11 protein-coding genes are annotated in these 13,398 nt (G+C 71.2%); 5 read left to right on the top strand and 6 right to left on the bottom strand.

What is annotated here, in order from left to right; genetic code table 11:
• The first annotated feature begins 50 nt into the window (after positions 1-50).
• Genes RLT58_RS26805 through RLT58_RS26795 form a run of 3 tightly spaced genes read left to right on the top strand, consistent with a single transcriptional unit; the run spans position 51 to position 3,012 of the window.
• Positions 51-1,376 carry a DUF2252 domain-containing protein gene (locus RLT58_RS26805; protein WP_311312928.1) on the top strand — a complete coding sequence of 442 codons (1,326 nt, stop codon included), beginning with the start codon at positions 51-53 and terminating at the stop codon, positions 1,374-1,376.
• Positions 1,377-1,434: 58 nt separating this feature from the next.
• A complete protein-coding gene (locus RLT58_RS26800) occupies positions 1,435-2,139 on the top strand; it encodes a hypothetical protein (protein WP_311312927.1) in 705 nt (234 codons plus the stop codon).
• Between the two features lie 51 nt (positions 2,140-2,190).
• Positions 2,191-3,012, top strand: coding sequence for a DsbA family protein (locus RLT58_RS26795; protein WP_311312926.1), 822 nt, complete (start codon positions 2,191-2,193; stop codon positions 3,010-3,012).
• Positions 3,013-3,070: 58 nt separating this feature from the next.
• On the opposite strand, the gene RLT58_RS26790 is transcribed toward RLT58_RS26795, so the two are convergent.
• A complete protein-coding gene (locus tag RLT58_RS26790; RefSeq protein WP_311314663.1) occupies positions 3,071-3,649 on the bottom strand; it encodes a dienelactone hydrolase family protein in 579 nt (192 codons plus the stop codon).
• A gap of 37 nt (positions 3,650-3,686) precedes the next feature.
• On the opposite strand from RLT58_RS26790, the gene RLT58_RS26785 reads away from it, so the two are divergent.
• Positions 3,687-4,808 (top strand): mechanosensitive ion channel family protein, encoded by a 1,122-nt coding sequence (locus tag RLT58_RS26785; RefSeq protein ID WP_311314662.1) that lies wholly within the window; start codon positions 3,687-3,689, stop codon positions 4,806-4,808.
• Positions 4,809-5,051: 243 nt separating this feature from the next.
• On the opposite strand, the gene RLT58_RS26780 is transcribed toward RLT58_RS26785, so the two are convergent.
• The 5 genes from RLT58_RS26780 to RLT58_RS26760 form a co-directional block, all read right to left on the bottom strand.
• Entirely contained in the window at positions 5,052-6,638 is a 1,587-nt protein-coding gene (locus RLT58_RS26780) for a Na+/H+ antiporter (RefSeq protein WP_311312925.1), read from the bottom strand.
• Between the two features lie 105 nt (positions 6,639-6,743).
• Complete coding sequence (locus RLT58_RS26775; RefSeq protein ID WP_311312924.1) at positions 6,744-7,208, bottom strand: GNAT family N-acetyltransferase; 465 nt, start codon at positions 7,206-7,208, stop codon at positions 6,744-6,746.
• On the bottom strand, positions 7,205-8,146 hold the full coding sequence (locus tag RLT58_RS26770) for an RluA family pseudouridine synthase (protein ID WP_311312923.1): 942 nt from the start codon (positions 8,144-8,146) through the stop codon (positions 7,205-7,207). The genes RLT58_RS26775 and RLT58_RS26770 overlap by 4 nt, the downstream gene beginning before the upstream one ends.
• 23 nt (positions 8,147-8,169) lie before the next feature.
• Entirely contained in the window at positions 8,170-8,838 is a 669-nt protein-coding gene (gene lspA / locus RLT58_RS26765; protein WP_311312922.1) for a signal peptidase II, read from the bottom strand.
• 57 nt (positions 8,839-8,895) lie between these two features.
• Positions 8,896-9,666 (bottom strand): TraR/DksA family transcriptional regulator, encoded by a 771-nt coding sequence (locus tag RLT58_RS26760; RefSeq protein WP_311312921.1) that lies wholly within the window; start codon positions 9,664-9,666, stop codon positions 8,896-8,898.
• A 548-nt stretch (positions 9,667-10,214) separates the two neighbouring features.
• Between RLT58_RS26760 and ileS the strand changes: the two genes are divergently transcribed.
• Positions 10,215-13,367 (top strand): isoleucine--tRNA ligase, encoded by a 3,153-nt coding sequence (gene ileS / locus RLT58_RS26755; protein WP_311312920.1) that lies wholly within the window; start codon positions 10,215-10,217, stop codon positions 13,365-13,367.
• The last annotated feature ends 31 nt before the right edge of the window (positions 13,368-13,398 follow it).

The following is a 13,398-nucleotide window of genomic DNA, read 5'->3' as shown; positions in this document are numbered from 1 at the left end:
ATTTGTCATGTACGTCGTCACGCAGGCCAGGTACCAGGAGGCACCCAGAGATGTCGGAAACGCAGACCGGCGCAGCGCAGCGCGGGGAGCAGATCCTCGAGGTCTTCGACACCGCCTTCGGTGAGCTGCTGGCCGCCGATCCGGCCGCCTTCCAGGTCAAGTTCCGCAAGATGGCGGGCTCGGCCTTCGCGTTCTACCGGGGCACGGCCTGCCTGTTCTACGACGACCTGGAGCGGGAGCGGCACGGCGGCCCGTATCTGGACGAGCGCACCGGCCGGGTGTGGATCCACGGCGATCTGCACGCGGAGAATTTCGGCACGTACATGGACGCCAACGGCCGCCTGGTCTTCAACGTCAACGACTTCGACGAGGCCTACGTCGGCCCCTTCACCTGGGACCTCAAGCGGTTCGCCGCCTCGGTCGCCCTGATCGGCTACGCGAAGGCGCTGAGCGACGAGCAGATCACCGAGCTCGTCCGGATCTACGCGGCCGCCTACCGAGAGCGGATCCACGCACTGGCGACGGGCGCGAAGAACGACGAGGTGCCGCCGTTCACGCTCGACACCGCCGAGGGCCCGCTGCTGGGCGCCCTGCGCGTCGCCCGCTCGCTGACCCGGTTCTCGCTGCTGGACTCGATGACCGAGATCCGTGACTTCGAGCGCCGGTTCGCCGAGGGCGGCGGCGCGATCGACCTGGACGCGGCGACGCGGTACAAGGTGCTGGCCGCGTTCGACGGCTATCTGGAGACGCTGCCCGAGTCCAGCCTGACCCGCCCGGATTCCTACCGGGTCAAGGACGTCGTCGGCCGGCGCGGCATCGGCATCGGATCGGCCGGCCTGCCCTCGTACAACATCCTTCTGGAGGGCAACAGCGACGCCCTGGAGAACGATGTGGTGATCTACCTCAAGCAGGCGCAGACCCCCGCCGTCTCCCGGCACATCACGGACGCGGCCGTGCGGGACTACTTCCAGCACGAGGGGCACCGCACGGTGATCTCGCAGCGCGCCCTCCAGGCGCACGCCGACCCGTGGCTGGGCTGGACCGAGCTGGACGGCGCCGGCCAGCTGGTCGCCGAGGTCTCGCCGTACGCGGTCGACCTGGACTGGTCCGACATCGACGAGCCGGACGAGATCGCTGCGGTCGTCGCCGACCTCGGCCGGGCGACGGCGACGATGCACTCCGCTGCGGACGACGAGAGCGGCCACTCCCTGGTCCCGTTCTCCACCGAGCGGGCCATCGACGCGGCCATCGCGGCCGACGAGGACGGCTTCGCGGAGCTGCTGGTGGACTTCGCCCACAGCTACGGCGCCCGGGCGCGCGAGGACCACCAGATCTTCGTGGACCTCTTCCGCAACGGCCGGATCCCGGGGCTCTAGCCACCGGGGCGCGGGCTTCAGGGGTCGCTTACAGGTTCGCATGCGACACTCCAGGGCGATGGACATATCCGGGACGCAGCTCAGAGTCGTACGCGCGGCGCTTTTCACAGCGCTCGTCGTGACGCTCTCGGCTGCCTCCCATGTGCTGCTGACCCGGGTACCGCTGCCGGTGGTCCCGGTCGCCGTGCTGGCCGCCGCGGTCTTCGCGGCGGCCTATGCCCTGGCCGGGCGGCAGCGCGGTTTCGGGGCGATCGCGGGGCTGCTGGTCCCGCTGGAGCTGGCCGCGGACACCGTCTTCACCACCGGCCAGCACCTCTGTTACGGCGCCGCGGGCGGCCCGATCGCAGGTCCGCTGCGCTCCGTGGGCGTCGATGTGCTGTGCGGCGGCGGGCACGTAGGGACCGATGTGGGCACCCCGCTGACGTCGGTGGCCTCCGGCGGCCAGGGCGCCGCCACGCTGCTGGCCTCGCCCGGCCCCCTGGTCCCGTGGCTGCTGCTGGCCGCGCATGTGACGGTCGGGCTGCTCGCCGCCGCCTGGCTGCACCGGGGCGAGCTGGCGCTCGCCGCGCTGCTGGGGGCGTTCGCGCTGCTGGCGTTCCGGCCGCTGCTGATCGCGGTGGCCGTGGCGGGCGGGGACCGCAGCCGCGCCCCCCGCTCGGCGCGCCCCGCACCCCGGGACGCCCTGCCGCTCGCGCCCGCCTGCCTCCTCGTGCACTCCGTGGGACGGAGGGGACCGCCGCGCTCGGCAGGCGCCACCGCCTGAGCACACGATCCCCCACCCCGTACGACCACGCAGACCACGGAGAACCGCACCATGAGCAAGCGCAACAGCCAGGCCAGCAAGTCCGCCGCCCGCGAGCGGCTGCGCGCGGAGCGCGAGCGCCAGGCCAAGAAGGACAGGACCCGCCGGCAGATCGTCGTCGGCGTCTCGGTCGTCGCCGTCCTCGCGATCGCCGCGGGCGTCGGCTACGGCGTGATGAAGCTCAACGAGCCCGACCACTGGGACGAGGCGAAGAACGCCAAGACCGTCGCCGCGCCGAAGAACACCTCGGGCAAGAACGGCACGACCGTCGTCATCGGCAAGTCGAGCGCCAAGAAGACCCTGGAGCTGTACGAGGACTCCCGCTGCCCGATCTGCGCCTCGTTCGAGCAGACGGTCGGCGAGACGGTCCACAAGGACATCGACGCCGGCAAGTACAAGGTCAAGTACATCGGTGCCACGTTCATCGACGGCGACAAGTCCGCCAACGGCGAGGGTTCGAAGAACGCGCTGAGCGCCCTGGGCGCCGCGCTCAACGTGAGCCCCGAGGCGTTCCTCGACTACAAGTACGCGCTCTACTCCGCGAAGTACCACCCGGAGGAGACGCAGGACAAGTTCAAGGACGACTCGTACCTGATCAAGGTCGCCGACACGGTGGACGCCCTGAAGGGCAACGCCGCGTTCCAGAAGGACGTCAAGGACGGCACCTACGACGCCTGGGCGATGAAGATGTCCGACACCTTCGGCAAGAGCGGCGTCGAGGGGACCCCGACGCTGAAGATGGACGGCAAGACGCTGACCGGCGCGGACGGGAAGAACGCCCCGATGACGGTGGAGGACTTCACCACCGCGATCACCGCGGCCCTGAAGGGCTGACCCGCCCCCGTACCGTCCGAAGGGCCCCGCGCACCGCGTGCGCGGGGCCCTTCGGCGCTCACAGCGTGGCGAGGAAGCCGATCGCGACCTTCCAGGCCAGCTCGGCCGCGTCCCGGTCGAAGTCCGGCAGTTCGGCGTCGGTGAACAGATGGCCCGCGCCGGGGTAGCGGTAGATCTCGACATCCGCGCCGGTGCGCTGCATCTGCAGATACCAGGAGTTCAGCCAGTCGTGCGTCTCGAACGGGTCGGGGTCGGCGACATGCAGCTGTACGGGCAGTTCGTCGACCGAGGCGTTCTCCGCGATGTCCGACGTGCCGTGGAACAGCAGCAGCCCGCGTGCCTTCGCATCCCCGAGCGCCAGGGTCTGGGCGACGGAGGCACCCAGCGAGAAGCCTGCGTAGACCAGCCCGCGGTCGGAGTAGGGCGCGGCGGCCAGCACGGCCCGCTTCAGCAGCTCCTCCTTGCCCGTCTCTTCCCTGAATGCCTGTGCTTCCTCCACGGATTCGAAGGTGTGCCCCTCGAACAGATCGGGCACCTGCACCTCGTGCCCGGCGGCGCGCAGCCGGTCGGCTGCCGCGTGGACCGCGGGGCGCAGACCGTACGTCGAGTGGAAAAGCATGATGTTCATGAGGCCCATGGTGCCAGTTACGGTCGAGAGCATGGAGAGCGACAGCATGGAGAACGTACTGCGTCCGCTGATCGTCCTCGGCGGTTCGGTCGTGATCACGCTGGTGGCGGGATGGCTGCTCGATCTGCTCCTGAGACGGGCCGACGGCCGCCACCACGAGACCCCGCTGTGGGGTCTGCTGCGGCGCTGCCGGATCCCGTTCCAGGTGACGCTGTGCACGGCGCTGCTGCGCGCCTCGTACACGCACACCGGGCTCCGCTCGGTGCGCGAGCACCAGGTGGGCATCGGACGGCTGCTGACGCTGGTGCTGATCGGGGCCTCGGCCTGGCTGGTGGTGCGGATCGCCGTCGCGGTGGTGGACTCGGTGTACGCGCGCTACGCGGCGAGCACCCGGGACCCGGCGCGGGTGCGGCGGGTACGGACGCAGGTGACGCTGATCCAGCGGGTGGTCATCGCGATCGTGACGACCGTGGCGGTCGCGGCGATGCTGCTGACGTTCCCCGCCATGCAGGCGGTGGGGACCTCGATGCTGGCCTCGGCCGGTGTGCTCGGCATCGTCGCCGGTGTCGCCGCGCAGTCCACGCTCGGCAACCTCTTCGCCGGGCTGCAGATCGCCTTCGGCGACATGGTGCGGATCGGCGACACGGTGGTGGTGGACGGTGAGTGGGGCACGGTCGAGGAGATCACCCTGACCTTCCTCGCCGTCCGGACCTGGGACGAGCGGCGGATCACCATGCCGGTCTCGTACTTCACCGGCAAGCCGTTCGAGAACTGGTCGCGCGGCGGTGCCCAGATGACCGGTTCGGTGTTCTTCCACCTCGACCACGCGGCCCCGGTCGACGCGATGCGCGACCGGCTGCGGGACATCCTCGGCGAGTGCGCCGCCTGGGACGGCCGGGACTGGTCGCTGGCGGTCACGGACACCACGCCGTCGACGATCCAGGTGCGCGCGGTGGTCACCGCGAAGGACGCGAACGACATCTGGACGGTGCGCTGCACGGTCCGGGAGCAGCTGATCGGCTGGCTGCGCGACCACCATCCGTACGCGCTGCCGAGGATCGCGACGGCGCCCGCCGCGATGCCGCCCGGCGACGCCTGGCCGTCGGTGAACGGCCGGGACGAGAAGCCGGCGGGGCTGAGCAGGGCGCCGCGCACCGGGCGGGGCTGAGCGGCGCCCGGTGCGCGGGCCGCGTCCGGCTGGGGCGTGCCGTCGAACCGGTGCCGTTGCCCGAAGGGCGGCGGGGCGGCGACAGGTGCTTCCCCAAGCTCCCGGCTTCGCTCGACCAGGGGAGACCCCACTCCTCGGCGTGCCGGCCCCGGACCCCTGTACTGGACGTACCGGGACCCGTGGCCGGTGCGGCGAGAGTACGTGCATGGCGCCGCCCGGCAGACGCCAGTTCGACGACACGCCCTAGCGCAGGCTGCGGACGTCGAGCTGGCGCAGCACCCGGTCCACGACCTCCGGGTCCGCGCCCGCCTCGCTCCGGGCGGCGAGCACCGCGTGGCGGGCGGCCGACATCATCTCGCGCTGGATGCGGCTGACCGCCTTGAACCGCTCGGCGCGCTTCGCGTACGCGTCGCGCCGCTCGTCGTCGACCATGTCGGGGCTGATCCGGGCCCCCACGTCGTAGGCGAGCCGGTGCAGCCGCTCGACGACGTCCTCGGGGAACTCCTCGACCTCCTCGATCTCCTTGAGCCGCTGCCGGGCCGCCCTGGCCGCCCGGATCGCGAGGTCCCGCTCCAGGGCCGCCTCGGCGTCGGTGTCCGCGCGGACCCCCAGCCGGCGCACCAGCCAGGGCAGCGTCAGCCCCTGGAAGACCAGCGTGACCATGATCACGGCGAAGGCGATGAAGATGATCTCGTCGCGCCCGGGGAAGGGCTTGCCGTCGTCCGTCTTCAGCGGGATGGCGAGGGCCAGGGCGACCGAGGCCACCCCGCGCATCCCGGCCCACCACATGATCACGGTCTCCCGCCAGCTGGTGGGGATCTCCTCGCTGACGTCCCGGCGGGTGTGCAGCCGCTTGGCCAGCCAGGTCGCGGGCAGCAGATACAGCAGCCGTACGCCGACGACGACCGCGACGACGGCCAGGCCCCAGCCGGCCATCTCCAGCTCGCGCCCGTCGGCCGTACCGAACACGTTGTGCAGTTCGAGGCCGATCAGTCCGAAGGCGACGCCGGTGACGAGGGTGTCGACGATCTCCCAGAAGGTGCGTCCGGTGAGCCGGCCGAGGACGTCGTCGGCGTCGGCCGTGTGCTCGGCGAGGAAGAGCGCGGTGGTCAGCACGGCGAGCACGCCGGAGCCCATCAGCTCCTCGGCGAGCACATAGCTGACGAACGGCACCAGCAGCGTGAGGCCCACCTGGAGGGTGGCGTCGCCGAGCAGCCCCATCAGCTTGATGGTGAGCCAGCCGAGTGCGACGCCCACCGCCACGGCCACGACGGCGGACAGGACCAGCAGCCCGAACGCCTCGGGCAGCGAGAAGGTACCGCTGACGGCCGCGGCGATGGCCACGTGGTAGAGCACGATCGCCGTCACGTCGTTGAACAGGCCCTCGCCCTCCAGGATCGAGACGAGCCTGCGGGGCAGCCCGACCGAGCCCGCGACGGCGGTCGCGGCGACCGGGTCGGGCGGGGCGACGAGCGCGCCGAGCGCGACGGCGGCGGCCAGCGGCAGCCCGGGGACGACCGCGTTGGCCACGGCGGCGACGGCCGCCGTGGTGAGGAAGACCAGCGCCACGGCCAGCAGGAAGATCGGCCGCTTGTTGGCGGCGAACTGCCGCCAGGAGGTGCGCTGCACGGAGGCGTAGAGCAGCGGCGGCAGCAGTGCGGGAAGGATGATCTCGGGCGGGATGTCCACGTTCGGCACGAAGCTGACGAAGGCGAGACCGACGCCCGCGAGCGTCATGAGCACGGGAGCGGGCAGCCCGAGCCGGTCCCCGAGCGGCACGGTGACCACGGCCCCGAGCAACAGCAGGAGCAGCAGTGCCATTTGATCCACGAGGTACCTTCCGGAGCGCTCCGGCCGGGCCCGGTCTCGGCTCGGCCAAGGCCCTCAGCCTGCCATGCGCCCCGCGCACCCCGAGGTCAGGGGTGCGGCGCGGTGTCAGATCGTCCGGCGCATCGCCCGGTGCGGAATGCCCGCGTCGGGGAACTCGGGGCCGTAGGCCGCATAGCCGAGGCGCTCGTAGAAGCCGAGCGCGTGCGTCTGGGCGTGCAGGTCGACCGCGGTCAGACCGCGCTCCCGGGCGGCGTCCTCGACGGCCCGCACCAGCGCCGCGCCGACCCCGAGGCCGCGCGCCTCCTTGGTCACCGCGAGCCGGCCCAGCGAGCCGACCGTGAGGTCGCCGCCGGTCTTGGCCGCCGCGGCCGGGCCGTGCAGCAGCCGCCCGGTGCCGAGCGCAGTGCCGTCCGCCGCGACGGCGATGACGTGCACCGCGTCCGCGTCGTAGGCGTCGTACTCCAGCTCCTCGGGCACGTTCTGCTCGCCGACGAAGACGTCCTTGCGGACCTGGAAACAGGCGGCACGGTCCTGCTCACCGGTGACCGTGCGAGTGGTGTAGGAGATCATTCGCTCTCTGCCGCGATCCGGTCGAGGGCCTGCTGGAGGTCGTCGGGGTAGGTGCTGGCGAACTCCACCCAGCTGCCGTCCGCGGGGTGCTCGAAGCCGAGCCGGACCGCGTGCAGCCACTGCCGGGTCAGGCCCAGTCGCTTGGCCATGGTCGGGTCGGCGCCATAGGTGAGGTCGCCGACACAGGGGTGGCGGTGGGCGGACATGTGGACCCGGATCTGGTGCGTGCGGCCGGTCTCCAGCTTGATGTCGAGCAGGCTGGCGGCGCGGTACGCCTCGATCAGGTCGTAGTGCGTCACGGAGGGCTTGCCCTCGGCGACGACCGCCCACTTGTAGTCGTGGGTGGGGTGGCGCCCGATGGGGGCGTCGATGGTGCCGCTCATCGGGTCGGGGTGGCCCTGGACCAGGGCGTGGTACTTCTTCTCGACGACCCGGTCGCGGAACTGGGCCTTCAGCCGGGTGTAGGCGCGCTCGGACTTGGCGACGACCATCAGTCCGGAGGTGCCGACGTCGAGGCGGTGCACGATGCCCTGGCGCTCGGCGGCGCCGGAGGTGGAGATCCGGTACCCGGCCGCGGCGAGACCGCCGATGACGGTGGTGCCGGTCCAGCCGGGGCTGGGGTGCGCGGCGACACCGACCGGCTTCATGATCACGACGATGTCGTCGTCGTCGTGGACGATCTCCATGCCCTCGACGGGCTCGGCGACGATCTGCACCGGAGCGGGCGCCTGCGGCATCTCGACCTCGAGCCAGGCACCGCCCCGCACCCGCTCGGACTTCCCGACGACCGAACCGTCCACCTGCACCTTCCCGGCGGCGGCCAGCTCTGCGGCCTTGGTGCGGGAGAAACCGAACATCCGGGAGATGGCGGCGTCGACCCGCTCGCCTTCCAGGCCATCGGGTACGGGCAGGGTGCGGACCTCGGGTTGCGTACTCACCTGTCGAGTATGCCTTGCGTGGCTCAGTCCTTGTGCACGGTGCCGTCGGGGTCCAGGCCCTTGAAGGAAAGCAGGACGATCAGGATGCCGCCGCAGACGATCGCGGAGTCGGCCAGGTTGAAGACGGCGAAGTGGGCGGGGGCGATGAAGTCCACCACCGCGCCCTCGAAGACGCCCGGTGCCCGGAAGATCCGGTCGGTGAGGTTGCCGAGGGCGCCGCCGAGCAGCAGCCCGAGGGCGATGGCCCACGGCAGGCTGTAGAGCTTGCGCGCGAGCCGGGCGATCACCACGATGACGGTCGCCGCGATGACGGTGAAGATGATCGTGAAGGCCTCACCGAAGCCGAACGCGGCGCCCGCGTTGCGGATCGCGTCGAGCTTGAGCCAGTCGCCGAAGATCTCGACCGGCTCCTGGTGCTCCAGCTTCGCGACCACGAGCATCTTGCTGCCCAGGTCGAGCAGATAGGCGAGCACGGCCACGCAGAACAGCAGGATGACCCGGCGCCGGCGGACGGCCGGCGACCGGTCGACCGCCGCTTCCTCGTCCTCGGCCGCGGTCGCGCCGGTGTCCTGCCCGTCCGGCTCGACGGCGTCCGGGGACCCGGCCTCGCCGCTGTGCTCCGGCTCGGTTCCTCCGTGTCCCTCAGCCTCGGGGATGTCCGGCGTACCGATGATGCGCTCCGCCTCTGCCACGTGAGTCCCTCAACCTAGTTCCCGACTGAGGACGAGGGTACGACACGCTGGCGGGGATCAGCCGCGTCGCTCCTGCTTCTGTTTGTCCTCGACACAGAGGGTGGCCCGGGGGAAGGCCTGCATCCGTGCCTTGCCGATCGGATTGCCGCAGATCTCGCACAGACCGTAGGTGCCCGCGTCGAGCCGGGCGAGCGCCCGCTCGGTCTGCTCCAGCATCTCCTGGGCGTTGGCGGCGAGTGACATCTCGTGCTCGCGGGTGATGTTCTTGGTACCGGTGTCCGCCTCGTCGTCCCCCGCCCCGTCGCCGGAGTCCCGCATCAGCCCGGCCAGCGCGAGGCCCGAGGCCTCCAGCTCGTCCCGCAGCCGGGTGATCTCGCCGGTCAGCTCGCTGCGCGCGGCCGCGACCTCCTCCGGCGTCCAGGGGTCCTCCCCCGGCCGTACGGCCAGCTCCCCGGGCGCCGTGGCGACCCGGGCCGGGGGCACGGGTGCCGTGTCCCGGTCGGCCGTGCGGGTCCTGGCCGCGCTCTTCTTGGCTACCACCGTGTGGGCTCCCGTCTGCTCGGCGGCCTCGGCCGCCCCCGTGGCCGCCGGAGCGGCCTTCTTCGAAGCCTTCGCGGCCGTGGTCCCGGCCGCGGTCTTCTTCGTCGCGGTCTTCTTGGCCGCGGTCTTCTTCGCCGCCGCCTTCTTGGCCGTCTTCTTCGCGGGCGCCTTCTTCACGGCCGCCTTCTTCGTGGTCTTCTTCGCGGCCTTCGCGGCCCCGGTGGTCTGGTCGGCCGCGTCCTCCGGCCCGGTCCCCGCGTTCGCGTCGGACGTCTTCTTCGCCACCATGGCCGCGGCCCCTTCACGCATTGTGATCTTGCTCGCGAGTCGTGCTGGGACGATAAGTCGACCCCAGCCCTGCGGCAACGGGGCACGCCGCCGCATCGCCCCTCCCCGTGTCCGGACCACCGCGCGCCTGAATCCGTTGTGCCCAGCTCCCCGCCGGGTAATCCGCCTTCCGCCGACGTGCCGGGCGGCGCCGGGACTCCGTACGGCCCGTCTGGCCATTCGGGTCACGCCGGGCCCCCGGTAAACCGGTCGGCCGGCGCGGCCCGGGGCCCGTACACTGGCCTCAGCGAGAGGCGTGGATGGGACGAGTAGCGTCGTACGCAGCCAGGAGCGACCCGGGGACGGTGGAAGCCCGGGGGCGAGCGCGTCGTGAAGATCACCCGGAGCCGTCGGAAGAAAGCCCGCAAGGCGAGTAGAACCGGCATCGCACCCCAATGAGGGGGCCACGGGCACACACCCGGGGCCAAGGAGGGTGGTACCGCGGGGACCGGCATCGGTTCTCGTCCCTCCGACGGAAGTGGAAAACGTCCGCCGGAGGAAGCCCGCACATGACATCGCCGCAGTACCGCCAGGTACCCGCCCAGGTCGACCTGCCCGCGCTGGAGCACGCCGTGCTCGACTTCTGGCGCGAGAACAAGGTCTTCACCAAGAGCCTCGACCAGTCCGAGGGCCGCCCCGAGTGGGTCTTCTACGAGGGCCCGCCGACCGCCAACGGCATGCCCGGCGCCCACCACATCGAGGCCCGCGTCTTCAAGGACGTCTTCCCGCGCTTCCGCACCATGCAGGGCTACCACGTCGGCCGCAAGGCCGGCTGGGACTGCCACGGCCTGCCGGTCGAGCTCGCGGTCGAGAAGGAGCTGGGCTTCAACGGCAAGAAGGACATCGAGGCGTACGGCATCGCCGAGTTCAACGCCAAGTGCCGTGAGTCCGTGACCCGGCACACCGACGCCTTCACCGACCTCACAACCCGGATGGGCTACTGGGTCGACCTCGACGACGCGTACCGCACGATGGACCCCGAGTACGTCGAGTCCGTGTGGTGGTCGCTGAAGGAGATCTTCGGCAAGGGCCTGCTGGTCCAGGACCACCGGGTCGCCCCCTGGTGCCCGCGCTGCGGCACCGGCCTCTCCGACCACGAGCTGGCCCAGGGCTACGAGACGGTCGTCGACCCCTCGGTCTTCGTCCGCTTCCCGCTCACCTCCGGCCCGCTGGCCGGCGAGGCGGCCCTGCTGGTCTGGACGACGACGCCCTGGACCCTGGTCTCCAACACGGCCGTCGCCGCGCACCCCGATGTCGAGTACGTCGTCGCGACGAACGGCGAGGAGAAGCTCGTCGTCGCCCGCCCGCTCGTCGAGAAGGCGCTCGGCGAGGGCTGGGAGCCGACCGGCCAGTCGTTCACCGGCCGCGAGATGGAGCGCTGGACCTACGAGCGCCCGTTCGCCCTGGTCGACTTCCCGGCCCCCGCGCACTACGTCGTCAACGCGGAGTACGTGACGACCGAGGACGGTACGGGTCTGGTCCACCAGTCCCCCGCCTTCGGCGCAGACGACCTCCTGGTCTGCAAGGAGTACGGCCTCCCGGTGGTCAACCCGGTCCGCCCCGACGGCACCTTCGAGGAGGACGTGCCGCTGGTGGGCGGCGTCTTCTTCAAGAAGGCCGACGAGGCGCTCACCGAGGACCTCAGGGACCGCGGTCTGCTCTTCCGCCACGTCCCGTACGAGCACAGCTACCCGCACTGCTGGCGCTGCCACACCGCGCTGCTCTACTACGCGCAGCCGTCCTGGTACATCCGCACGACCGCCGTCAAGGACCGTCTCCTCGAGGAGAACGAGAAGACCAACTGGTTCCCCGAATCGGTCAAGAACGGCCGGTACGGCGACTGGCTGAACAACAACATCGACTGGGCGCTGTCCCGCAACCGCTACTGGGGCACCCCGCTGCCCATCTGGCGCTGCGAGGACGACCACCTCACCTGTGTCGGCTCGCGCGCCGAGCTGAGCGAGCTGACCGGCAGCGACCTCTCGGGCCTGGACCCGCACCGCCCGTTCATCGACGAGATCACGTTCACCTGCTCGCACGAGAACTGCCAGCTGGAGGCGTACCGCGTCCCCGAGGTCATCGACGCCTGGTACGACTCGGGATCCATGCCGTTCGCGCAGTGGGGCTACCCGCACAAGAACAAGGAGATCTTCGAGAGCCGCTACCCGGCGCAGTTCATCTCGGAGGCCATCGACCAGACACGCGGCTGGTTCTACACCCTGATGGCGATCGGCACCCTGGTCTTCGACAAGTCCAGCTACGAGAACGTCGTCTGCCTCGGCCACATCCTCGCCGAGGACGGCCGCAAGATGTCCAAGCACCTGGGCAACACCCTCGAACCGATCCCGCTCATGGACCAGCACGGCGCGGACGCGGTCCGCTGGTTCATGGCGGCCGGCGGCTCCCCGTGGGCGGCCCGCCGCGTCGGCCACGGCACGATCCAGGAGGTCGTCCGCAAGACGCTCCTCACCTACTGGAACACGGTCGCCTTCCAGGCCCTGTACGCCCGTACGTCGGACTGGGCGCCCTCGGCCGCCGACCCGGCCCCGGCCGACCGCACGGTCCTGGACCGCTGGCTGCTGAGCGAGCTGAACGCGCTCGTCGACCAGGTCACCCAGGCGCTGGAGGGGTACGACACCCAGCGCGCCGGCAAGCTGCTGTCCTCGTTCGTCGACGACCTGTCCAACTGGTACGTGCGCCGCTCCCGCCGCCGCTTCTGGCAGGGCGACAAGGCCGCGCTGCGCACCCTGCACGAGGTCATCGAGACGGTCACGCTGCTGATGGCCCCGCTGACCCCGTTCATCACCGAGCGGGTCTGGCAGGACCTGGTCGCGCCGGTCACCCCGGACGCCCCGGAGTCGGTCCACCTGGCCTCCTGGCCGAAGGCCGACCTGTCGGTGGTCGACCCGGGCCTCTCCACGCAGATGGCACTGGTACGCCGCCTGGTGGAGCTGGGCCGCGCCACCCGCGCCGAGTCGGGCGTGAAGACCCGCCAGCCGCTGTCGCGCGCCCTGGTGGGGGCCTCGGGCTTCGAGACCCTCTCCCCCGAGCTGCGCGCCCAGATCACGGAGGAGCTGAACGTCTCCTCGCTGGCCTCTCTCTCCGAGGTGGGCGGCTCTCTGGTCGACACGACGGCCAAGGCGAACTTCCGGGCCCTGGGCAAGCGGTTCGGCAAGGGCGTCCAGGCGGTGGCCAAGGCGGTGGCGAACGCGGACGCGGCGGCCCTGTCCCTCGCCCTGCGCGAGAGCGGCACGGCGTCGGTGGAGGTCGACGGCGAGCAGATCGCCCTCTCTCCCGAAGAGGTGATCATCACGGAGACCCCGCGCGAGGGCTGGTCGGTCGCCTCCGACTCGGGCGCGACGGTCGCGCTGGACCTGGAGATCACCCCGGAACTGCGGCGCGCGGGCCTGGCCCGTGACGCGATCCGGCTCATCCAGGAGGCCCGCAAGAACAGCGGTCTGGACGTGGCGGACCGGATCGCCGTCCGCTGGACGACCACGTCCCCGGCGACGGCCGAGGCCCTGACCGAGCACGCGTCACTGATCGCGGACGAGGTCCTGGCCGTGGACTACGCGCAGGGCGAGGCGGAGAGCCCGTACGGTCCCCCCTTCGAGGACGAGGGCCTGTCCCTGACGTTCCGCCTCCACAAGACGGAGCGCTAGCCCGCAGCACGCAGGGGCCCGACCGGACACC

It is taken from the genome of Streptomyces sp. ITFR-16 (assembly GCF_031844705.1).
Lineage (GTDB): Bacteria > Actinomycetota > Actinomycetes > Streptomycetales > Streptomycetaceae > Streptomyces.
This window is presented reverse-complemented; position numbering and strand designations above follow the sequence as displayed.